Below are 23,841 nucleotides of genomic sequence, written 5' to 3' on the forward strand. Positions count from 1 at the left end.
TTCTCCTCCTTACACATGGTTCTTTGGATCTGCTGCATCTGCAAATGCATTTCCAATTATATAAAATGATATTGTTACAATTGACATAACGATTGTTGGAAATACCAATTGATAACGCAATCCTGCTTCCATTAGTATCTTACGACTTCCACTGATTAGATTTCCAAGACTCGGAATATTAATAGGTAAACCAAGACCGATATAGGATATAAATACTTCACTTCCAATTGCTGCTGGAATCGCTAAAGCCATTCTTAGCATAATAACAGAAACAAGATAAGGTAGTAAATTTTTAATTATAATCCTTCTCGTTGGCGTACCAAGACATCTTGATGCTAAATTATAGTCTCTATCTCTAATGATTAAGATTTGATTTCTAATAAATCTCGCCATTGCAATCCATCCTGTAATTGACATAGCAATAACTAAAGAATGTATGCTTGGTCTCATTATGTATGAAAATAAAATTAATACAATTGTATTTGGTATGTTATCAAGTACATTATAAATTTCCGTTAAAATAAAATCTAACTTTCTAACATAGCCCCACAGTACACCAATGGTTATACCAATCACGGCTTCAATGCTAGCCACTAAAAATCCGATCAATAAAGATGTCCTGGTTCCTGACCATATACGGCTCCATAAATCCTGGCCAATTGAATTCGTTCCAAACCAAAACTGTGAATTTGGCTTTTGATTACTTATTATTTTTCCTGTTTCATCGTTGTTTACTAAATTCGGTGGTATTTGGCCTGGTAGAAATGGTTGAATAAATGTAAACAATAAAATACCTATAATAACAATTAATAATGCGACTGCCATATGGTTCTTCAAAAAAGCTTGAAGTGTACTCCTCCAATAGGAATAATTCGAATATCCCCCACGCTCTGCAGCACTACTATCATATTCTGCAAATGAGAATAATTCACTTTCAGACAAGGTACCTTTTTTCTTTTGCTCAAAACTTTCAGTCATCATCTTTGTCTTCTTATCTCTTAGAGTCATTAACGTGCACCTCCTTTTTTCGTTAGACTAATTCTAGGATCAATAATGCACATAAGCACATCTCCTAACATTAGTCCAAGAATTCCTACAGAGGCAAACAATATAACAAGTGCCTGAACCATCATATTATCTTGTTTTTGAACAACATTAACTAGTAGGCCACCCATTCCTGGTATACTATATAAAGACTCCACGTAAATAGATCCAATCATAGTATTTAAAATCGAGGTTGGTATGTATTGTACCATTGGGACAAAGGCATTACGAAAAACATGGCTTGACATTATACGACTACTTGAAAGCCCTTTTGCCTTCGCAAGCTTTACATAATCTTTATTGCTTTCATCCACCATATATCTTCGTAACCACATTGCATAATAAGCAATATTTCCAATTGCTAATGAAAAAAGTGGTAAAATCCAAGTCGACGGATCATTTGCTTTAAAAAGCAACTTTAAATTAAGCCATTCTGTTCCATATACTTGAATAAATAAAAAATAAACAGCAGCTGGTACGGCTTGAATAAATACAATAAATCCTGTTCCTAGCTTATCAAAAAATTTTCCTTTTGATTTTGCCATGAATAATCCCATTGGAATACCAACTAACATCGAAATACCAATGGATGCTATACCAAATTTCATAGAAATAGGAACTTTATCTGAAATAATATCTACAATAGGAACATTGGCACGATATGTTCTCGAAATCCCTAAGTCTCCTTTTAATAGATTCTTAAAAAAATCAAATAACTGTACAATCAATGGCTTATTTAACCCCATATTGTCAAGCCCTGCTTGGATTTGTGCCTCTGTTAATTTATCAAAATTTTGAAAATATCCCTCAATTGGCATTAACCGCAATAAAGAAAATACGATAATTATTATAATAAACAATGTGACGATGGATCTTGCAAAACGTTTTCCAAGGTATTTTATCATGCACCTTCTCCTTTTCTTCATTGCATTTTCAATTTATCAACTTTTATTCATAAACAACGCTACTTAATCATTAGTATTATTTAATCCCTTGAAAACACAATGATTTTTCTCTTAACTATAGTTATAAACAAGTAAACTATTCAATAACCAAACCATGAAACAAATAGAAATAGTTAGTTTCATATGTGTATTCATACGATTTTTTACAATCCCCAAAAACCACTGAAACCACACATATGAAACTCTATTTTATGAAAAATGAAAGCAAGTTTTATTTTCCATTTAATGATGCCTTACTTTCATTCTCCCATGCTACGTAATTGGCTTCAAATTCTTCCATACTAATTGCTTTATCATAAAGCTTTTGTCCTTTGTATCTTAGAATTGAAACGCCAAAGGATGCAAATGGTGCTTCAAATACATTTAATTTTGTTACTCGGTATTCAAGGGAACCAACACTATAAGGTATTACTAAAGCATGATTAATTAAAAATTCCTCTGCTTTTGCAAACGCCTCATATCTTGCCTCTAAATCTACTGTATAAGATCTAGCATCCTCTACTAATTTATAGTATTCAGTAATTACATCTGCAGATGCTGTCTTATCCTTGATTGCTTTATCCATAAAGTTATAGTTATTACCTTCGGAAAATGGCTCTGCCCAAGTAACCGGATCCGCAAAATCTGCACCCCAGTTACATTTCATTAGAGCATATTTTCCAGAACGACGTACTTCTGATAAGAAGCTTTGGGAAGGTCCAGCTTCAACAATAATGTCAATAAAATCAGTTCCAAGAATTCCTTCCATCTGTTGCTCTAACACGACACATTCATTATCCCAATCACCAGTGCTTGGATTGTAACTTACTAATATTTTAATTGGGAAAGTTGCACCTGCCGCCTTAAGTTCTTCCATTGCTTTTGTTTTATATTCTAAAGCAGCCGTTTCATTATAACTGTCTCTTCCCCACAAATTAGAAAGATTTCCGAATTCTGTGTAATCTTTCCCATTCAAATTAACAAATGTTTTTGGAGTAATTGTATTAATTAGTAAGGATTCCGGCGAATTTGGTTCCGTAATGCTAACAAGCTTTTTACGGTCAAGGGCTGCCATAATTGCTTGACGGAAATTCTCATTATTTACTGCTAATTTCCAATTTTCTGGTTCATAAATCGCATCAAATTGTGGATCAAAATTAAAGCTATAAAAATAGGAGTAATCTACATCCATACGTCCTTTACTTACAAGTTTTGATTTTTCAGGATCATTTAACCATTCATCTATAATATCTGATGTAATATCTGCATAATCAACTTCATCACGTAGTACCATCGTAGGTGATAATGTACCAGCTTCAGAATTATAAGTCTGCTCTATCATATCGATATAAATATTATTGGCATCCCAGTTATTTGAATTCTTTTTTAATACTCTCTTTTCTTGTGGCCAGAATTCACTTAAAATAAATGAACCATTATAAAGTATTGTGGATGCATCGGTTGCAGCGCCAAAACTTGCTCCAAGTTCCTCTAATTTTGGTCCATATGCTGGCATATAGCATACATAGGATAATGATGATAAAAAGTATGGAGTTGGTTGAACTAAAGTATATTCAAGAGTATTTGCATCAATTGCCTTTATACCAACTTCTGAAAAATCAATCGGAACACCTTCTACTGCCTCTGTTTCAGGATTATCTGCTGACATTGTTCCGTTATAATATTCTTCAGCATTTTTAACTACCCCAAATAATTGTTGAACCGTGCTACTTTCATATTCAGAAGTTAAAATATATTTCATTGCATCTACAAAATCCTGTGCTGTAACATCTGCAATCTCTGCACCAGTGTTATCGTACCATTTTTGGCCTTGGCGAAGTTTAAATGTGTATGTAAGTCCATCCTCTGATGCCTCCCAACTTTCTGCTAGGGATGGTTGAAGATTACCATATTTGTCATACTCAACTAGAGTATCAATGACATTCGCTGCAATACTCTGATCATGCTGATTACCCGATACTAAATAATTTAAAGTAGTAACTTCAGACGCATATAGTACTGAATATACAACGTCTTCTCCACTTCCTGCAGCATTCCCGCCACCGTTTGTTCCCTTATCTTTCTTCCCGCACGCACTTAACAATGATACTACCATAGTAAGACATAGCATTAACGTAATTAACTTTTTCCTCATAGATTTTCTCCTCTACATTTCACTCTAATAAACTTAATTCCTACAACTACATTTATTCATAACTCTATTATCAAAATAATATACATTCGTCCTATGCTTTATACTTTTATTTTATATCGTAATACTTTTTTGATATAGAACTTTGAATTTAACTAAAAAACAATAAGCAGAACCTTGTAACCACTTTGTTAAAAGCAAGGTACATTTAAGATTCCAACTCCTGCTGTTTCATTCATTGTTATCAAATTCTTATGAAATCTTGGTCCCCCCTCATATGGATCCACCTTACAAAGGGATGGTCCATCTAAATCTGCCATAGTAATTATGCCTTTTGCAGCTGCTAAATGCGCTGCTGCACTGACAGAGACTTTACTTTCTAACATACAGCCAATCATACATTTAACACCGTATATTTCCGCTATATCGCATATTTTAAGAGCATTATGAATACCACCTGTTTTCATCAATTTTATATTGATGAAATCTGCTGCCCTACCTTGTATAATATGTATTGCATCTTCTGCAGAAAAAACACTTTCGTCCGCAAGAATAGGTGTATATACATTACTCGTTACATATTGCATGCCAGCAAAGTCATGAGCTGGTACGGGTTGCTCTACCAATTCAATATTAAGATTTAAATCCTCCATGGCACGAATAATTCGAACTGATTGTTTTGCATCCCATCCTTGATTTGCATCTACTCTAATTACTATGTCTTTTCCAACTGCATTTCTTATCTCTTTAATACGTTCTACGTCCTTAAATCCTTCCTTACCGACCTTTACTTTTAATATTTTAAAACCTTGCCCCACTGCTTCTAGACTGTCAGATACCATTTCCGGTATTTCATTCACACTAATTGTAATATCTGTCTCTATGGTGTTTTTATTTCCACCTAGAATCTGATATAGGGGACGATTCAAACTTTTTGCGTATAAATCATACAATGCCATATCTACTGCTGCTTTTGCTGATGTATTCTTTAAAATACAGGTGTCTAACTTATGGAAAATTTCATCCAAACCGCATAGATTCATTCCAACAAGAGAAGGTTTTATAAAATCACGAATTGCGGTAATAATCGAACCTTTTGTATCACCAGTTATAACCGCTGTAGGTGGTGCTTCGCCATACCCAACACTACCATCTTCTGTTGTTATCTTCATAATGATGTCCTCTACATTATTAACGTGGCGCAGTGCAGTCTTAAACGGTCTTACAAGAGGAATGGATACCTCACCTATTTCTATATCTTTTATTATCATATGTCACCCCGAATTTCTAACTATGAGCTTTCTTTATTATAATTATGTTTGCTTTAGTGATAGTACTAGTTTTAGTTATTGTATTAGCTAAATAATTTCATTAACGTAAAGAATTGTAATAGCTCTAATGGTTGTATTTACTTTCAATTTTATTTGATTGCTAATTTGATTGAATAACAAATTAAAATATAATAAAAATCAAATTGTTCTATAAATTAAGTCCCTTGAGATTTCTTGGATTACTCGTTCAAAGTATGGTACTTCAACGTTGTTGGAACAAAAGCAAACAATAAATGGTTCTTTTGTAAATACAATCCCAACATCATGAGTAATTCCGCTATCTTCACCTGTTTTATGCGCAACCTTCGTTCCGTCTGTTATGTAAAAAGGTATCTTCCCATTCAGTCTTTGATTCATTAATATTGAAATCATCTCTTTTGATGCTTCCTTAGAAATTAAACTTCCATCATACATTTTTTCAAGAAGTATTCCAATCTCACCAGATGTTATATAGTTTTGAATGCCAAGTGCTGATTGTTTTGAATCAAATAATAAACGATTTACTTTTGTTTTTTTCAATCCAAGCCCACGCATGGTCTCATTGATCTGATCCATACCTACAAGTTTTATCAACATATTAGTTGCAGTATTATCACTTAAAATAATCATTAAAGTACATAAATCTTTTAATGTAACTTCTAGCCCCGTATGCATATAAGTAAGCGCACCACAGGATGGAAGTTTGTCATCCTCCTTCACCTGAAATATTTGATTTTCATGGAGACTACCATCCATAATTTTTCGATAAACCTCGATTAAAATGGGAATTTTAATTACACTAGCTGCTTCAAAGGCTTCCTCGTGTTGATACGTAATAATTTCTCCTGTAATAAGATTTTTATAATAAAAACCCACCTTGCCTTCTACCAATTTTAATTTATCTAAAATAATATCTTTCATAATCCTCCTTCCTGTTAGCAATAAATCTTAGGAACAATGAATGTGCCTTGCACATATTTCCTATAATTTTAAAAAAAGGCGCGGTCAATTGACCACGCCTTTGTGTTAAAAAAAATTAATAGCACATTAGTTAATTGTCAATACACAAATTATAAATAGAAATGATTGTAAATTCAAGTTCTATGTGCTAATTTTTTATATTTTTTTACATTATCAAGTAGTTTAATATAATTAATTCCAAAATGTAAATATTTATATTGTTTATTTTCCATTTATCACCTTATCTATTCTACCGTATAATCAATAAAACTTATGTTTAAATCAACATTACCTTCGATTCCTGGAACTTTTCCCGTATCTGAATATTGTAACATTTGAAAATTATATGGGAATGCAATCTTGTTTCCATAGTAGGCAAACCATTTATCATATGCTTCTAATCTTGTTAGATCTATGTGCATTATCATTCCTTTTGTATTGGAATAGATCATTGGCTTATAACCAGCTGCCTTGATTTCCTCACAAAATGCTATACTTATGTCAGTTCGTTCTTGTCTTGTTATATTATTCGCTCTTGCATTATAGAAGTTGACATATTCTGTATCAAATACAATAGGATAGGTAATTTCATAATCTTTAATATTGTCTAATACCATCTTTGCTTCTTCTTTTGCTTCTTCAACAGTAATTGCCTGTGAAAAGAAATAAATACCAACCGGAATTGAAGCTTTTGTTGCTCCTTCTATGTATTCTAAATACATTGGATCAAGTTCTAATGTTCCCTCATTCATACCTCGAAAACCAAGTCTTATAATAACATATTCAACCCCAGCTTCCTTTACTTGATTCCAGTCAATTTTACCTTGATACTTAGAAACGTCAATTCCCATTATGGACTCTTTTACACCGTTCTCATAATAAACTTTATACCCATTTTCTTCAATGAGATTATCCCAATCCGTTGTATTTAACGCTACACCTTCGAATTTTGGAATGATATAGCGCTTATTATCTTTACCTAGAATAACTAGACGATCATCTAAAATAGAATCTCTTGGTGTAATTATTCCACTTTTACCTGGGTCCTCTTGATCCGCCTCTACATATGCACCATAGGTTAATCCATCTATCGTAACCATATTATCCTTCAATGCTACATTACCCGCTAACTCACCCAAAAAATCTTGATTTGATATGTAGACTGGAGCTTTGAAAGATATTTTATTCTCTAAGATATCTAATGTAAAATAATCATTAAAATGTACAATATTTTGCTCACTATAAACAGCATCGACATAATGCTCATTCTTTATTTCATAAGAATAAGAAGCTGAATTTATATTCATATCCATTCTAGCAATTCTCGTATTATTAGAAGCTTCCTCGGTATACGATAGTTGAAATAATGAAGCTAAAGCCTCCTCAATATCCAATGGGTTATATTCCATCAAGCTTTCGACATCCACCATTGAAATCTTAGAAGGCATCTGTGCTTCGGCAGATTCATAAGTTAAAAACGCCAATTGCTTCGATTCATCCCCTGAAAAATTCCCCATCACAGGATAAAGATTTTTTATATCTCCATTCAAATCATAATCCCAATCGAATTCAGCTAATTTTGTACCATTATCAAGAAGTACGCGGAATCGATCGTCATAACTATCATTCGTAAACTCGTTTCTATAATAGACTTTAACATTTCCATTGGTTAAACATAAATATTCATATCCGAATAGAGTTTCTACAGTAATTTCAAATGGATTTACATAATTTAAATGAGTACCTTTTATCTTACTATCTAAGTCTTCTATGTATCGATATGTAGTTTCCTTGCTTGATATCTCTGCATTTGTAGTTATGATATCACCTTGGTTGATCGCTTGTTTACTCTTATGATTTTCTTGTATGTAACGAACACTTAGCACAGTTCCTGCACTTAATAAGCATATTAATTCAAATATAGCAATACCTTTCCACGCATTAAACTTTTTCCTTTTAGAATCAACGGTTAAAGAAGCTAGTTTCCCTTTTGTTTCTTCTAACTCGCGCATGATGATACCAATATATTCTTTTGCTTCTTCATATTCCGCTTTTTTTCTATTATTCAATATCGTATTATCTTCATGCATACTAGCCATACTCTCTATATCATCACTCTCAAAAGATTGATTATCCTGGTTTGGTTCTAAAGCATTGTTCTTATACTCTTCCATCGTACTCCTCCTTTACTTCCTTAGTAGTTTAAATATAACAATATTCGACTTCATAATCAACCCATTATTTACTAAAATCTTCAATTTTATTCTTCTATATAAACTTTCATGTAACTAATAAAAAAGCAGGTTTGTAAAACAAATGATCGCTTTATCAAACCTGCTTTATTTCTTATTTTTATTTACGCTTTTTAATTAAAACATAACCTGCTGACATTAGAAGTATTCCACTAATATATAAACCAGTACCATTACTTAATCCTGTCTGTGGTAATCCTTCCGGAATATCATCATCTTCTATATTAATTACTTCATCTGACGAATCATTATCATCTGAAGGAGCTTCGTCATCTGTCGAACTTCCATCACCTATATCAGGAGTTCCTTCTGGCACCATTGTATCTTCTTCGATATCCATAAATTCATCCTCGTTATCTGATGAATCATCTATATCTGTAGGTGGTGTTGGTGTTACACCTGGATCTGGCGTTGGTGTTACACTTGGTTCCGGTGTTGGTGTTACACTTGGTTCCGGTGTTGGTGTTACACCTGGATCTGGCGTTGGTGTTACACCTGGATCTGGCGTTGGTGTTACACTTGGTTCCGGTGTTGGTGTTACACTTGGTTCCGGTGTTGGTGTTACACTTGGTTCTGGCGTCGGTGTTACACTTGGTTCCGGTGTCGGTGTTACACTTGGTTCCGGTGTTGGTGTTACACTTGGATCTGGCGTTGGTGTTACACTTGGCTCTGGTGTTGGTGTTACACTTGGTTCTGGTGTCGGTGTTACACTTGGCTCTGGCGTTGGTGTTACACTTGGCTCTGGTGTTGGTGTTACACTTGGCTCTGGCGTTGGTGTCACACTTGGTTCCGGTGTCGGTGTTACACTTGGTTCCGGTGTTGGTGTTACACTTGGTTCCGGTGTTGGTGTTACACTTGGTTCCGGTATTGGTGTTACACTTGGCTCTGGCGTTGGTGTCACACTTGGTTCCGGTGTCGGTGTTACACTTGGCTCTGGTGTTGGTGTTACACTTGGCTCTGGCGTTGGTGTCACACTTGGTTCCGGTGTTGGTGTTACACTTGGTTCCGGTGTTGGTGTTACACTTGGCTCTGGCGTCGGTGTCACACTTGGCTCTGGTGTTGGTGTCACACTTGGGCTAGGCGTTGGTGTTACACTTGGTTCCGGTGTCGGTGTTACACTTGGGCTAGGCGTTGGTGTTACACTTGGTTCCGGTGTTGGTGTTGCACTTGGCTCTGGCGTTGGTGTTACACTTGGCTCTGGCGTTGGTGTCACACTTGGTTCCGGTGTCGGTGTTACACTTGGCTCTGGTGTTGGTGTTACACTTGGTTCCGGTGTTGGTGTCACACTTGGGCTAGGCGTCGGTGTCACACTTGGCTCTGGCGCTGGTGTTACACTTGGCTCTGGTGTTGGTGTTGGCGTTACCTCTATGGATGGTATGTCACCAGTATAATCATTCTTATGAATTTCACCTGAGCTATTTTCTACTTTGTATCCTATAACTGAACCATTATGTGTAGTTTTAATATCTACAAACGCATATGGAGCAAAAATAACGCCCATATTTGTTTCTCCAAATAAAACTGTTCCATCATATGAACCAAAGTTCCATAATAATTTTCCAGCAACTGGATTCCATTGATCCTTCCTTATACCATCTATTGTAATATCTTGATTAAGATTGCTACCATCATAATCTGTAACATTAATAATTAATGAATAATTAATTGCGGAACCCGATACACATGAAATATTTATTGCTTTGTTTTTTAGTTCCGATGCAGGAATCGAAATGATATTTGCACCTGGAACACATATAATATTTCCATTGTCATATGTAGTTCCTTCTGTATCTGGTAAATTAGAAAGATGTGTTGCTAAATTTTGTAACTGTGAGAACGCTTCATCAAAATTAATCGTATAAGAAGAACGTTCTATATTATAAATTCCTGTTATATTCTCTTTCGTACCAACTTTAATCATTTGATTATAAGTTTGACTCGTTTCATCCGTATCCACACTATACCATTGGTCATCCTTGAGTATTTTATATTGATTTCCAAGTATTAATGGATCTGCTGAACGAAATCTCTCTGTAAAACCACCATAATCCCTAATTTCTTCAACATAACTTAGATTACTTCCATGAGCATTATGTGAATTTCCAACATTTGCTCTCGAATACAGTACTTTCGTTCCAACATTACCTTCCATGTCAACGGTAGGTTTATATTCATAAGAAAATACTGCAAAATTACCAGCACTTCCCAAAGTAGTTTTCCCATCACTATATACAAACTGACTATCGGTATATAATTCTGTTTCATAGTATTTAGAAATGGTAATTTTATTTTTTTCCTGATCATAACTTACATCAATCTTTTTATCATTACTTGATGTAACCCAAATACGGCATGTTCTGTTTTTTAAGTTGGATATTTTTAAATCTGTGGACACATGCTTATTAACGTCACCATAAGAATCGTTCTTACCATTTTTATCCGAATCTACAGGGTTAAAATTAAAACCATTATCACCCCTTGGAGCTTCACCAGACATATTACCATCAAAACTTACATAAATATTATAGAATGTGTTCTGTAACATCTGGCTTGCATCAATTTTAATCATAACTTCATCAAGATCTTTGATATATAATCCATCTTGATTCAGTTCCATGGCTTTCGTTTGAATAGCAGTTGAGATAGACGAGAAAATAATTAATAATACCAATATCCTAGCGAACAGACGCTTCATGTGTTTCATGCCACCACTCCTCTCTTTTTTAACTTATTCCAATTTAGATACTTATCTTTCGTATCAGTTAAAGAATATTTCAGTCAATATTCAGAGATTAGTCTCCACTTAGCGCCTCGTTTTTAGAGAGAAAACGTGGTTAAACTTCAAAATAGTAATCATTATCGATTTGTTGTATATAAGTAAAATACTATAATTTTTTATGAATTTCAAGTACTTTTTTACGATTTGTTAATTTTTTTCATTAATAGGTGTTTTTATCTAATTTTATAGTGTATTTTTAATATTTTCATATTCATAACTCTTTCATTAATAACCTAGTATATTTTATCTTTGTTATTTTTTTTAGTGTAAAAGCATCCCATATGTACATACTAAATTATGAAAGGATGGTGTCATTATGAATTTAATAAACAACGATAAAGTCCCAATTGGTTTTAGTATGGCTTTAGCAAAAGATATGGATGCATTAACTGCCTTTTCTTCCTTGAGCCATGAACAAAAAGAGGAAGTTATAAATCACTCAAGAGAGATTGAATCTAAGGATGAAATGCAACAATATGTTTCAAGTTTAGCAAGTTCAAATAAAACGTTTTAATTTCATAGTAAATATAAGGAGGAAATAAAATTTTTATTTTATACCTCCTTTTAAAATAAAATTAGTATATTGATTTTATAAAACATGTGTAAAATGCTATATTCTAATGATTTTTTTATTGTATTATTCGTCGCTTTTACTTATAATAGAAGTAATTAGCAACTAGTCCCCTAGACTGTCTATATCATGTTTTTCATTGTTCAAAGTATCATTTATAAGCATCAAATGCAATTAACTCTTGACAAATCGTCATAACATGTTAACATACTTCTAAGTGCAAAATGTATAATTGTATACAATACTACAAAGTTAGTTTTATAAGTAGATTAAGACTATTCTCATAGTAATATTATTGTTATAATTATAATTCTTATTTATGAAGTTCATTTTATATGGTATGTTTTAGTGCATTAATAGTCATTCGTTACATAATAACAGATACGATGATAAAATTATGAAGAAACATAATAAGATGGCGATGTTTTCTATCTTTATTAAGAGAAACATTTATATAATTTTTGCCAAAGCAAAGAGAAAGGAATATGGTTTTATATGGAAGATAACTTAAGCAAAATGATATTACCTGAGTATGTTCTTGATATACTCAAAAATAGTAACCGTGTAATTTTCCCAGAATCTAGAGAAGAGCTTGTTGAGCTTTCTTTTGCAGATTCAAAAAATTATCTTGAAGTTAGATATGATGTTGAGGGCAAGGGTAGCGTCCTTGAAGCTACTGTAACTCGTTGTAAAAATGGTGTTGTGGTAAATTATCCAGAAGATTATATGAGAAGACGTGATCCTGATTGTACAGTCGTTGCAGATCATAATCCAACAGATAAGCCAACATTTAAAGAAAGATATAACGAAGAGTTCGATACTTTAAGAAATGAAACATTTGAATGGTTAAAGAAGCAAGATTTAATTCTTACAGCTTTCAAAGCAGGTGGAAAAGAACATGGCTATGATGCCCTTTTAATCGCTCCTGCAAATGCTGCTTTCTTTGCTTTAGGAATCGCTGACTTACAATACTTTGTAAGTTTTAAAGATTTACCTAACGGATTTTGTCCAAAAGCTATTATTTTCTTAGCTCCTCCTTTTAGACACACTCGTTTCAACGGAAAACAAATCGTTGTTCATAATCGCCTTGAAAATGTACATGAGTTATATTCTTATAACTTATATCCAGGCCCAAGTGCGAAAAAAGGTGTTTATGGTGTTTTACTTAACATCGGTGAAAGAGAAAAATGGACTACAGTTCATGCTTCCACAGTAAAAGTAATTACTCCATATGATAATGAAATTGTTATTATGCATGAAGGTGCTTCTGGTGGCGGTAAGAGTGAAATGCTTGAAGCTGTTCATAAAGGAATGGATGGTAAAATTGTATTAGGTAGAAATACTGTTTCTGGTGAAAAAACTTATATTGACCTAATGGAAAGTAGCGATTTATTACCAATTACAGACGATATGGCTCTTTGCCATCCAGATATACAAAATGACAGTCATAAATTAGTTGTACAGGATGCAGAAAATGGTTGGTTCATCCGTCTTGATAACATTACAAGTTACGGTAGTGTACCACAATATGAGAAGATTTTCTTACAACCTGAAAAACCATTAGTGTTCTTTAACTTACAGGCTTGTCCAGAATCTACTTGTCTTCCTTGGGATCACACTCTAGATTCGAATGGAAAACCTTGTCCAAACCCAAGAGTTATTCTCCCAAGGGATATGGTTCCTAACTCTATTGATACACCAGCGGAGATCGATGTAAGAAGTTTTGGAGTTAGAACACCTCCTACAACAAAGGAAAGCCCTAACTATGGTATTTTAGGTTTATTCCACGTACTTCCTCCAGCTCTTGCTTGGATTTGGAGATTAGTTGCTCCAAGAGGATATAATAACCCAAGTATTATTTCTTCTAAGGGATTAACAAGTGAAGGTGTTGGTTCATACTGGCCATTTGCAACTGGTAAGATGGTAGATCAAGCGAATTTATTATTAGATCAAGTACTTAAATCTACAAACACTAGATACTTATTAATACCAAATCAACATATTGGTGCATATGAAGTTGGTTTTATGCCACAATGGATTGCACGTGAATATATCTCAAGAAGAGGTAGTGCAAAATTCAAACCTGAGCATTTTATTGAATCTCGTTGCTCCTTATTAGGTTATAGCCTTGAATCTGTTAAGATTGATGGTCATTACATTAGAAAATCTTTCTTACAGCCAGAACTTCAAAAAGAACTTGGTACTGAAGGCTATGATGTAGGTGCTAAGATGTTAGTAGATTTCTTTAAAGAAGAACTTGTGAAATTCAATACGCCAGAATTACATCCAATTGGTAAGCAAATTATTGAATTATTCTTAAATGATGCTTCTGTTGAAGAATATACTAAGGTTATTCCAATGAAATACTAATCAAACATTTGATATTGATGTTTATTTCTAAAATACAGCTCTCCAAGGCATTATGCTTTGGGGAGCTTCTTGCAATCTAAACTCTAAAAAGCCTATTTCGTTTCATCATGGCTTTTTCGTATAAAATACAATAAACTACATTACTTGGAGGAAAAACATGGGGACCATTGCAAATGTGTTTGCTGTTATTATTGGAGGTATCATTGGTTTATTATTAAATGATAAACTAGAAAAAAGATTTGAAGATTCGTTGATGCAAGCACTTGGTCTATGTGTTATATTCATTGGAGCTGGCGGTGCATTTACAGGGATGGTTAAGATTATTAACTCCAAGTTATCTACTACTGGAACTATGCTTATGATCATCTCATTATTACTTGGTACTCTTATTGGCGAGATTGTACGCATTGAAGACCGCTTAGAAGGACTTGGTGAACGTTTAAAAAAACTTGTGAAAGCAAACAGTAATAATCAGTTTGTGGAAGGATTTCTTTCTAATACCTTAGTTATCTGTGTCGGAGCAATGGCTGTAGTTGGCTCTTTAAATGATGGTTTACTTGGTGATCATTCTATGCTTTATGCCAAAGCTGTACTAGATGCAATAATTACTATGGTTTTTGCGGCAACGTTAGGTATTGGTACATTATTTGCTGCTCTACCATTGGGTATTTATCAAGGTGCAATTACTGTTTTATCTCGCTTTATAGCGCCTTATCTAAATGATGCTTTGATATCTGATTTATCTTTTATCGGTTCTATCTTAATATTTGGTGTAGGAATTAATTTAGCGTTCGGGAAAAAATTTAAAGTAGGAAATATGCTTCCTGCTATATTGGTTCCAGTCTTTTATCACTTACTGTTCAAATGATATTTTGGAAATAAACTACAAATATTTTTGTTGTCTAAAAAAGAGACCGTTACAACTACTTCTCTGCAAACATCAGGCGAAAGGGGTTGTGACCTGTCTCTTTTTTTGACTCTATTAACTGTTAGGGTGTGGGGTGTGCTACACCCGCATTAACAATGACTTTAGGGCCTTTGTTATAGTTATTGATAAATAGTAATATCCATAATCAAATATAATACTGGTGAAAATTAACATTCTCTTTCAGAATAAAAAAACTGACATGCGGCACTTGTAGCAAATAAAGTCCTTTTATGTCAGTTTTATAATTTTATAATCATTTAAAAATATTACGATTTACTACTCTATTAAATTAGATGTTTAAGCTTATTTTCTGTAATGATATAGCAGGCAATAATCCAGATAATAAAAATAAACAGATTAAGAACAATTGTATTTTCACTTAATATAATCTTACCCGGAATTAATATTTTATCTTCCACATAGATTGCTATACCCTCTACGATAGCAAGCGGTAATACGCAATATCCAAATGTTTTATTTCCTACATTCCAACATTCAATTGATTTCATAGAGCGTTTCGTTCGGTATCCAGCGCCTGTATTTCGATTATCTCTTTTGGAGTTTGCCATATTGATACAAATAACCCCCATCAATAGGCTACATCCAATAAAGATAATGATGTTTATAAACAAATTTACTATTCCCATTGTAAGTTTCCTTCCATATAAGCAGTAAATCCTTAATTCTACGGACTCTTTTGTACCAGCAACGCTTCATTAATAAGCTAAAATCTCATATCCATCTTCAGTAACTGCAACGGTTACTTCCCATTGTGCAGATGGCATTCCATCATCGGTATATACTGTCCAGTCATTGGCATCATCTACGTAAATTTGATCAGTTCCCATATTTACCATAGGCTCTATGGTAAATACCATACCTGGCACCATTAACATTTCAGTACCTTTTTTCGTAATGTAACTTACAAATGGTTCCTCATGGAATTCAAGGCCAACACCATGACCACCAATTTCTTTTACAATGGTATAGCCATTTTTCTTCGCATGATCGTGAATTGCTTGCCCCATATCACCAAGGAAATTCCAAGGTTTTACCTGTTCAAGGCCAAGAGCAATACACTCTTTAGTTACTTCAACAAGCTTACGTTTTTCTTCGCTTACATTTCCAATGCAAAACATTCTTGAAGAATCTGAATAATAGCCATCCACTATCGTAGAAACATCAATATTTACGATGTCTCCATCCTTTAAAATATCATCTTCCGATGGTATTCCATGGCATACTTGACTATTAATTGATGTACAAACGCTCTTTGGAAATCCCTCAAATCCAAGCGGTGCCGGAATTCCTCCGAGTTCTTTTGTCTTATTATAAACCAATTGATCTATTTCTTCTGTTGACATACCAGCTTTTATATGTTCAGCCACATAATCAAGTACAGCAATATTTACCTTACCACTTTTTCTTATTCCATCAATTTGTTCTTTCGTTTTGATGATATCGTGAGTTGGCACCATGTAACCTTGTCTTCTATAATCCGCGATTTTATCATCAAATGCAGCATGGCAAACTTTATACTTCTTACCACTACCACACCAACACAAATCATTTCTACCTAATTTCACTTGCATATTTACCTCCGTGCTTTCTATAGGCTGCTCAATTCATAAGCAAAAATGCCCTTTGTACTTTAATTCTATTGTTATAATTTGAGTGATTTCTCTTAATTATGAGTTTTCTTTTCATAAGTATTTGATTGCTTTCGATACTGACTTGGTGTGCATCCTATTGTCTTAACAAACGCTCTTGTAAATGCTTCTTGTGATGAAAAGCCATAATCCATTGCAACATCTAAGATTCTTCGTTTTGTTTGTTTGATTTCATGTGCAGCCAAACACAATTTACGTTTTACGATGTATTCTTTAAAAGTAGAACCAACATACTCATGGAATTTTGAGGAACAATAATAAGAGGAATACCCTACAAATTCAGACATCTGCTCTAGAGTAGGATTATCTTTTATATTTTCCTCTACCCATTCGACCATAGTTTCTATTGTTGTTACTGACAAATTAAATCACTCCCTACTTTTATCATACCATTATTTTATTTTAAAAACTTGATATAACTTGCAAATTTTTTTCGTATTAATCATTTATAATTAATAGTTCTTTTTGAATCTTTTTTGAAAAACTTTTAAACACTTGTTCATAAGCATGGTCTATCATATTAAGTAACTCATCGTCAGATATTTTATCAATGTAAATCGTATTCCAATATGGTTGTTGTACAGGTGGACAATGATATCCTCTTATAACAATACCAGGATATACACTCCTGTAAAAATCACCAGTCGCCATATCACATTTTAAGGTGATTTTATAATCTTCTGGATACGGATATATTTGTGCAAAGATCTTCTTATTTAATTTAAAACATATTGGTATTTCACCAAAAGGATAATCTATATATGCTTTTGGCTTGCTTAAACAGTATTGCATAATTTGATCTACATTCATATTCTGCTCCTGATTACTCTTAATTCATTCTTCTAATTTAATGTTAATTTGAAGATAATACCTGTAAAATATCTATATCATCTGATTGATTTAATTATACTATATTTATAATCATAACACAAATTGAGCAAGGTTCAAAACCTTGCTCAATTTGTACTACCACGTAGTAATAATCTTCCATAAATAATTACAAAACGTTATATTAATAGTAATAAACAAACAGAAGCATAGCATAAAGATGATTATCAAAATATAAAGGTGAAGCCATTATGATGTTAGATGATTTGAAACGAAAATTAAGAGAATTAAGAAAACTTGAATCTCGTATTCGATTTAAAAATATACCATCGAATCCATGTAACAAATATATATGGGATGAATATTTTTCGACCAAAGACGAAGATAATCGTTTTGTGAAATATAATATGAATCTCTTATTAGAAATGGATCATGATCAATTAAAAGAAGTCTTTACTGAATATTCTTTTCATGTTTACTATCAATTCAATAAAGAAAATGGAATTAACTCTGTTAGTATGCATGATACTACGCTCCTTAAAACCTTAGAACTTCCTCCATATGCTTCTACTGATGATATTAAAGTTAAGTTTCGAGAATTAGCAAAAAAATATCATCCTGATACTGGCGGAGACAATGATAAGTTTATTGAACTTGTGAATGTTTATAAAAAATTAATGGATGAAATTTAATTAAAAAATAGCAAACAGGGAAGTATTTTTCCTATTGACTATGTTATCGTACAATTATTAAAGAGCTTGAGCCATTTTGCGAAAGAATGAAGTATATGAATGGCAAATATGTAATGTATAATAATACCATGATGATGGTTTGTAATAGTTAATAACTGCGAACTATGAATATGTGGAGGTGTTAGCTTATGCAATTTATGCTAAAAACAGAACGATTGGTGATACAACCATATAGCCATGATTATTTAGAAGATTATTTCAAAGAGTTTACAGACGAAATTACAAAATTTCAATATCCAGATAGCTTTTCAAACATAGAATCAGCAAGAAAATTAGTATCAGAGTTTTTAATGGAAATGGAAAAAGGAAACATGCTTGAGTTGGTGATTCTATCTCAACAAGGTGAGTTTCTCGGAAGTATGGAAGCGTTTAATATTAAGGAAAAAACTCCAGAGGTTGGATTATGGATAAAGAAGTCTGCCCATGGAAAAGGGTATGGCTATGAGGCGTTGAAGGCATTGATTGAGTATTTAGATTCTAAACAGAAGTACAAGTATTATGTATATGAAGTTGATATAAAAAATACGCAAAGTCTTCATTTGGTAAATAAATTTTTATATAATAAAGGTAATTATAATGAAGTTATAACAGAATCTGGTAAAAAATTGACACTTGATACTTATTTTATTTTACCGAATAGCGATAATAATTGAAATGATTTCAAGTGACTTAATGGTTAGATGAAATGTTAAATTTCAAGTTGTCGAAGATTTGACTGATTCGTTATCTTTCACAATAGTGAACTTAAAAGGAGGGAAAATTACATCCCTCCTTCAATTATATCTATATACTTATATTATTATCTAACAGATTTAATAAATATAAAGACTGTATCAGCACTTAAATTATAAAGTTCTGGTATAAGTTTAGGTTCCTTTTTTGTATCAATTGCTTTCTATAATTTCATCCTAGGCTATTTTCCTATTCTTAACTAATTCAAATACTGAATGTTCTTTCCAGAATACATGTCATATTGTAATATCTTATTTTCATTCATTAACTTCGATAAATCGATACATTGAATTTGAGAATTCTCATAAACTGTCCAGTAAAACTTCAAAGATTCCGCACACATAATGGATGTGTACAGAGTATAATCGTATGCTGAGACATTTACATCATGTTCAGTAATATTATCTACATCTGCAACCTCAACCATACCTAAGGGAAATGCTATGTTTTGAAATAATCGAAACATATACGTTACCCCTTCTTCTTCATTTTTACCTTTTTTCCCATATTCTTTTAAATAACTAAGACGTACAAAACGAGATGTAGAAGAACTGTCTCCAGGCAAACCTAGAGCTCCTGTACCTGAAAAACATTGCTCTAATTCTACTCCGTTGATTTTAATATTATCATAATCCTTTTTCCTTATATGAGGATAGTTTAATAAATTCTCACAATGCCATGAATAACTTGGGCTATTGGTCAGAACCCCCATACTGTTTCTATAAATACGTATCGTTTCCTCTTCTGGTTCAATAATAATCGTTTCACCACTAGAATCCGAAAAAATCCAATGAACCGTTGGAATTGCTCCCATCATTGCTTGTGCTACTATGCTTACTTTATGATTCAATGTATCAATAATCTCTTCAACTGACTGGCATTGTGTTAATAAATATGTCACAACAAATGCTGGTTGCAGTGGAATTGTATTTGCTTTTTCTACTTCTGGATATTTGGCAAACTTTCTAAAGTATAATTGTCCGCCCATAAGCCCCTTTTCATTAATTCCTTCAAATAACGTTGGTGTCGATTTTAAAACAATAGACCCAGTTCCAATGGCTGCATATTTTGATGTAACTTTGTCAGTCTCTCTTAAATTGTTTTCAAATATATTCCCCATTGTATAATACTCTGTATTACGTGGAAGATACGTAATTTTACTATCTGCAGCAATACGATTAAAATCAAAATTTCTTCCCCATAAATGATTATTATCTTCTGTTTCCCATGAAAAAGAACTGCAACCACCATACAATTCATTTAATTTTATCTTTGTCCCAATCATATTAACTTACCCTTCCTTCTAAAGTAAATAAAAAGTTTCCAATATAGTATACCACGAAATTTCATATACTACTTCACAAATAGCATAATTGTTTGAAGCTTGTTCCTATACAGAGCTTTTTTCAGTTTTCTCAAAACTCTTCCTCTCCTATCGATATTCCTGCTTTTCTAATTCTATAAACAAAAACATCGGTATTTTAGTTAACCACAACTATACTCTTATTCTATGAATACATAACTGAAGATTTCTAAAAACTAATATTATTGTTTTTATAAAAAAACAAGATATTAAAGCTCTAACATAGCTATCATTGATATCATTGATATCATTGATATCGTTGATAAAATATTTTTGTGGTTCCTTATCTTACGGTGGTAAGACATTTCACTGCTGTTACACGTTATACACTGGTGAGATGATTGCCGTGATAAACCATCTTACGTGAGTGAGATCATAAACTACAATCACCATCTTGCGTGCTTAAAACTACTGACTGCAGAACCAACTTGCGTGCGTAAAATCATCGATTGTAATAACGTGTCATAGCTAGAATTTAATTATCCAACATCCCTAAGCCCTTTAAAATACCACTATATATTGATATTTATATTTATTCCAAACTATATATAGTTATTTCTCTTGACTTTATATTTTTTATGTCCTATACTAAACTAATAAATTATGACTATAAATAATAACATAAAAAAAGGAAAAGGAATGAAATAAGCCTACTTCCTTATCCCCCATTAAGGATATATTTTAGAGTCCATAGCTTTCAAGGGACTACGATATTAACCAAAGGAGAACTGAAATGAAAGTTGTAAAAAGAAATCAAACTGTTGTTGAATTTGATAGATTTAGAATCATCAATGCAATTAATAAGGCTATGAATGATGTAAATGAAATTAATACTATGATAGCTGAAGATATTGCTAATAAAATTGAAAACCTAAATTCTAATCAACTATCCGTAGAAGAAATTGAGAGAAAAGTTATAAAAGAATTGTACCTAGCAAATTTAGATATTGTTGCTGACTCATATTCTGAATATAAATCTCAACGTAAATTACTAAGGAAAACCACTGCTAGTAAAACCGATGGTAAATTCTTATCCAACGATTTTATCAGTAAGTATAAACATAGACCGAATCCATTTTCTACTGAACTCGGAAAGTTTGTTTATTATCGCACATATAGTAGACCAATTCCTGAAGAAAACCGACGAGAAGATTGGTGGGAAACTGTATACCGTGTTGTTGAATTTAACACTAGCTTACAAGTAGATGCCATGAAACGACAAGGTATTATAGTTACAGATAATATACTTACTGCTTTAAAAAAAGAAGCTGAGGAGATTTATGATTTAATTTATAATCTAAAATTATTCCCATCTGGTAGATCCCTGTGGGTAGCAGGAAGTAAATCCTCTTACCTATTTCCACTAAGTAATTTTAACTGTAGTTTCTTAGCAATTGATAGTTTACAAAAGTTTTCAGAGATATTCTTTGTGTTAATGTTAGGTACTGGTGTTGGCTTATCAGTTCAAAGACAATATGTTTCAAAGTTACCAAAAGTAAATAGTAAAATTGAAGTTATTCACAAGGCATATGAAGCAGTTCCAAAGAATTTAAGAAAAGAATATACAGAACTTAAAGTCATTAATAAGAATGCAATTGAGTTAGAAATTGGTGATAGTAAGTTTGGATGGAGCAAAGCCATCGATATGTATTTTGAAATAATTTCGTCAAAACAATACTCAGACGTTGAATTTATTTTTATCAATTATAATAATGTTCGTCCAGAAGGTGAAAGATTAAAAACTTTCGGAGGATATGCTTCTGGTCATAATAATATAAAGCAGATGTTTACTAAGATTGATCGTATTTTCAAAGAAAAGAGACGCACCAATGAAGGACAATGGCAAGTGATTAAGCCAATTGATTGCTTAGATATTGCTACCATTATTGCTGAAAATGTAGTATCTGGAGGGGTTAGACGTTCTGCTGAAATCGTATTTTGTGATAGTGATGAGCAAGATGTATTAAATGCAAAAGCTAATTTATACTATCAAGATGATCAAGGCAATTGGATAAGCAACACAAATATATTAAATCGTTCCCTATCAAATAATACCGTTATCTATGAACATAAGCCAACAAGAGCAGAACTTCATAATCATTTTGAAAAATTAAAAGTATCTGGAGAACCAGCCTTCGCTAATTTCGAAGAAATGAAACGAAGAAGAGACGACGTTCAAGGTGGAAACCCATGTTTTGAAATCATGCTAAGAGACAGAGGGGTATGTAATCTTACCGAAGTTAATATGATGGGCTTTGTTAACGAAGATGGTACTTATAATAAAGAAGAACTATTAAAAGCTCAAAAATATTCCGCCCATATTGGATATCGAATGGCTAGTATCGAATTAGAATTACATGAATGGGATTTGGTGAATAAAGAAGACAGATTAACTGGATGTTCCTTAACAGGAGTAATGGATTTTAAAAATGCAACAAATATTTCCGACGATGAGTTTAAACAATTATTAAATGAGTTACGAAGTGTTGCTAGAAATTCAGCTTTCGAATTAGCAGATATGTTAAAAATGAATCGCCCTAAGTTAGTAACGACTGTTAAACCATCTGGTACTATAAGTCAGTTACCTACAGTATCCAGTGGAGTTCATTTTTCACATTCACCATACTACATCAGAAGAGTTCGTGTTAACGCACAAGATCCACTAGCAAAAGCAATGGATGCTGCTCATTTCCCTTGGCATCCAGAAGTAGGACAGACAGTAGAAAATCATAAAACAAGAGTATTTGAGTTTCCAGTAAAAGCTCCAGAAGGAAGAACAAAATACGACGTTTCTGCAATTGAGCAGCTTGAATTGTACAAATTGATAATGAAAAATTATGTAGATCATAATGCTTCTAATACGATCCATGTAAGACCAAACGAATGGGACGAAGTAGAACAATGGGTTTATGACAATTGGGACGATATTGTTGGTGTTACCTTCTTATCTCTTGATGATAGCTTTTATCAGCTTCTACCTTATGAAGCTATCACAAAAGAGAAATATGATGAATTAATAGCGAAACAACCAAAGTTTAATCCATCTATCTTAAGACAATTTGAAACCTTTGAAGAGGAATTCGAAATATTAGATAAAGACTGTGATTCAGGATTTTGTCCAATTCGATAAGTCTTTCTGTAAGAGATTTATCATTCATTGCGAAACCTCTGTACCTTTAAAAAGCT

The 23,841-nt window shown here is 32.9% G+C and carries 18 protein-coding genes; 6 read left to right on the top strand and 12 right to left on the bottom strand.

From position 1 onward, the window contains the following. Positions 1-9: 9 nt before the first annotated feature. From BN4220_RS05310 to BN4220_RS05340, 7 genes are all read right to left on the bottom strand, one after another. The gene (locus tag BN4220_RS05310) at positions 10-1,008 is read right to left on the bottom strand and encodes an ABC transporter permease (protein ID WP_082812134.1); all 999 of its coding nucleotides are present in this window, start codon (positions 1,006-1,008) and stop codon (positions 10-12) included. Continuing rightward, a complete protein-coding gene (locus BN4220_RS05315; RefSeq protein ID WP_066714462.1) occupies positions 1,008-1,949 on the bottom strand; it encodes an ABC transporter permease in 942 nt (313 codons plus the stop codon). The genes BN4220_RS05310 and BN4220_RS05315 overlap by 1 nt, the downstream gene beginning before the upstream one ends. Positions 1,950-2,220: 271 nt before the next feature. Beyond that, positions 2,221-4,143, bottom strand: a complete 1,923-nt coding sequence (locus tag BN4220_RS05320; RefSeq protein ID WP_066714464.1) for a peptide ABC transporter substrate-binding protein — start codon at positions 4,141-4,143, stop codon at positions 2,221-2,223. A gap of 188 nt (positions 4,144-4,331) precedes the next feature. After that, positions 4,332-5,411 (bottom strand): dipeptide epimerase, encoded by a 1,080-nt coding sequence (locus BN4220_RS05325; protein ID WP_066714468.1) that lies wholly within the window; start codon positions 5,409-5,411, stop codon positions 4,332-4,334. Between the two features lie 198 nt (positions 5,412-5,609). Beyond that, positions 5,610-6,371 carry a serine hydrolase gene (locus tag BN4220_RS05330; RefSeq protein ID WP_066714470.1) on the bottom strand — a complete coding sequence of 254 codons (762 nt, stop codon included), beginning with the start codon at positions 6,369-6,371 and terminating at the stop codon, positions 5,610-5,612. Positions 6,372-6,655: 284 nt separating this feature from the next. Next, on the bottom strand, positions 6,656-8,584 hold the full coding sequence (locus BN4220_RS05335; protein ID WP_066714472.1) for a glycoside hydrolase family 25 protein: 1,929 nt from the start codon (positions 8,582-8,584) through the stop codon (positions 6,656-6,658). Between the two features lie 178 nt (positions 8,585-8,762). Further along, a complete protein-coding gene (locus BN4220_RS05340; RefSeq protein WP_066714473.1) occupies positions 8,763-11,366 on the bottom strand; it encodes an LPXTG cell wall anchor domain-containing protein in 2,604 nt (867 codons plus the stop codon). A 391-nt stretch (positions 11,367-11,757) separates the two neighbouring features. Between BN4220_RS05340 and BN4220_RS05345 the strand changes: the two genes are divergently transcribed. The 3 genes from BN4220_RS05345 to BN4220_RS05355 all read left to right on the top strand — a co-directional run bounded on the left by BN4220_RS05345 (position 11,758) and on the right by BN4220_RS05355 (position 15,250). Continuing rightward, entirely contained in the window at positions 11,758-11,955 is a 198-nt protein-coding gene (locus BN4220_RS05345) for a hypothetical protein (RefSeq protein WP_066714474.1), read from the top strand. Positions 11,956-12,507: 552 nt separating this feature from the next. Next, on the top strand, positions 12,508-14,382 hold the full coding sequence (locus tag BN4220_RS05350; RefSeq protein WP_066714479.1) for a DUF4914 family protein: 1,875 nt from the start codon (positions 12,508-12,510) through the stop codon (positions 14,380-14,382). Positions 14,383-14,539: 157 nt separating this feature from the next. Then, positions 14,540-15,250 carry a DUF554 domain-containing protein gene (locus tag BN4220_RS05355; protein WP_066714481.1) on the top strand — a complete coding sequence of 237 codons (711 nt, stop codon included), beginning with the start codon at positions 14,540-14,542 and terminating at the stop codon, positions 15,248-15,250. 344 nt (positions 15,251-15,594) lie between these two features. On the opposite strand, the gene BN4220_RS05360 is transcribed toward BN4220_RS05355, so the two are convergent. The 4 genes from BN4220_RS05360 to BN4220_RS05375 form a co-directional block, all read right to left on the bottom strand. Next, positions 15,595-15,957, bottom strand: a complete 363-nt coding sequence (locus BN4220_RS05360; RefSeq protein ID WP_066714483.1) for an SdpI family protein — start codon at positions 15,955-15,957, stop codon at positions 15,595-15,597. Between the two features lie 69 nt (positions 15,958-16,026). Continuing rightward, positions 16,027-16,902: a methionyl aminopeptidase gene (locus tag BN4220_RS05365; protein WP_066714484.1), complete on the bottom strand. Its 876-nt coding sequence runs from the start codon at positions 16,900-16,902 to the stop codon at positions 16,027-16,029. Positions 16,903-16,994: 92 nt separating this feature from the next. After that, on the bottom strand, positions 16,995-17,342 hold the full coding sequence (locus tag BN4220_RS05370; protein WP_066714490.1) for a helix-turn-helix domain-containing protein: 348 nt from the start codon (positions 17,340-17,342) through the stop codon (positions 16,995-16,997). A gap of 76 nt (positions 17,343-17,418) precedes the next feature. Continuing rightward, the gene (locus tag BN4220_RS05375; RefSeq protein WP_066714492.1) at positions 17,419-17,790 is read right to left on the bottom strand and encodes an MmcQ/YjbR family DNA-binding protein; all 372 of its coding nucleotides are present in this window, start codon (positions 17,788-17,790) and stop codon (positions 17,419-17,421) included. 269 nt (positions 17,791-18,059) lie between these two features. On the opposite strand from BN4220_RS05375, the gene BN4220_RS20225 reads away from it, so the two are divergent. Together BN4220_RS20225 and BN4220_RS05385 are read left to right on the top strand one after the other, a co-directional pair. After that, positions 18,060-18,500: a J domain-containing protein gene (locus BN4220_RS20225; RefSeq protein WP_066714494.1), complete on the top strand. Its 441-nt coding sequence runs from the start codon at positions 18,060-18,062 to the stop codon at positions 18,498-18,500. Between the two features lie 188 nt (positions 18,501-18,688). Then, positions 18,689-19,213, top strand: coding sequence for a GNAT family N-acetyltransferase (locus tag BN4220_RS05385; protein ID WP_148401693.1), 525 nt, complete (start codon positions 18,689-18,691; stop codon positions 19,211-19,213). 278 nt (positions 19,214-19,491) lie between these two features. Here the strand turns inward: BN4220_RS05385 and BN4220_RS05390 are convergent, their stop codons facing one another. Further along, positions 19,492-20,577, bottom strand: coding sequence for a linear amide C-N hydrolase (locus BN4220_RS05390; RefSeq protein ID WP_066714496.1), 1,086 nt, complete (start codon positions 20,575-20,577; stop codon positions 19,492-19,494). Positions 20,578-21,388: 811 nt separating this feature from the next. Between BN4220_RS05390 and nrdJ the strand changes: the two genes are divergently transcribed. Further along, the gene (gene nrdJ, locus BN4220_RS05395) at positions 21,389-23,785 is read left to right on the top strand and encodes a ribonucleoside-triphosphate reductase, adenosylcobalamin-dependent (RefSeq protein ID WP_066714498.1); all 2,397 of its coding nucleotides are present in this window, start codon (positions 21,389-21,391) and stop codon (positions 23,783-23,785) included. The last annotated feature ends 56 nt before the right edge of the window (positions 23,786-23,841 follow it).

This window comes from Clostridium sp. Marseille-P299, from assembly GCF_900078195.1.
GTDB lineage: Bacteria > Bacillota > Clostridia > Lachnospirales > Lachnospiraceae > Lachnoclostridium.

Coding starts and splice junctions, on each gene's coding strand:
- BN4220_RS05355 (WP_066714481.1), top strand. CDS start 14,540: ATGGGGACCATTGCAAATGTGTTTGCTGTTATTATTGGAGGTATCATT.
- BN4220_RS05390 (WP_066714496.1), bottom strand. CDS start 20,577: ATGATTGGGACAAAGATAAAATTAAATGAATTGTATGGTGGTTGCAGT.
- BN4220_RS05350 (WP_066714479.1), top strand. CDS start 12,508: ATGGAAGATAACTTAAGCAAAATGATATTACCTGAGTATGTTCTTGAT.
- BN4220_RS05325 (WP_066714468.1), bottom strand. CDS start 5,411: ATGATAATAAAAGATATAGAAATAGGTGAGGTATCCATTCCTCTTGTA.
- BN4220_RS05340 (WP_066714473.1), bottom strand. CDS start 11,366: ATGAAACACATGAAGCGTCTGTTCGCTAGGATATTGGTATTATTAATT.
- BN4220_RS05385 (WP_148401693.1), top strand. CDS start 18,689: ATGCAATTTATGCTAAAAACAGAACGATTGGTGATACAACCATATAGC.
- BN4220_RS05360 (WP_066714483.1), bottom strand. CDS start 15,957: ATGGGAATAGTAAATTTGTTTATAAACATCATTATCTTTATTGGATGT.
- BN4220_RS05335 (WP_066714472.1), bottom strand. CDS start 8,584: ATGGAAGAGTATAAGAACAATGCTTTAGAACCAAACCAGGATAATCAA.
- BN4220_RS05310 (WP_082812134.1), bottom strand. CDS start 1,008: ATGACTCTAAGAGATAAGAAGACAAAGATGATGACTGAAAGTTTTGAG.
- nrdJ (WP_066714498.1), top strand. CDS start 21,389: ATGAAAGTTGTAAAAAGAAATCAAACTGTTGTTGAATTTGATAGATTT.
- BN4220_RS05345 (WP_066714474.1), top strand. CDS start 11,758: ATGAATTTAATAAACAACGATAAAGTCCCAATTGGTTTTAGTATGGCT.
- BN4220_RS05365 (WP_066714484.1), bottom strand. CDS start 16,902: ATGCAAGTGAAATTAGGTAGAAATGATTTGTGTTGGTGTGGTAGTGGT.
- BN4220_RS05315 (WP_066714462.1), bottom strand. CDS start 1,949: ATGATAAAATACCTTGGAAAACGTTTTGCAAGATCCATCGTCACATTG.
- BN4220_RS20225 (WP_066714494.1), top strand. CDS start 18,060: ATGATGTTAGATGATTTGAAACGAAAATTAAGAGAATTAAGAAAACTT.
- BN4220_RS05320 (WP_066714464.1), bottom strand. CDS start 4,143: ATGAGGAAAAAGTTAATTACGTTAATGCTATGTCTTACTATGGTAGTA.
- BN4220_RS05375 (WP_066714492.1), bottom strand. CDS start 17,790: ATGAATGTAGATCAAATTATGCAATACTGTTTAAGCAAGCCAAAAGCA.
- BN4220_RS05330 (WP_066714470.1), bottom strand. CDS start 6,371: ATGAAAGATATTATTTTAGATAAATTAAAATTGGTAGAAGGCAAGGTG.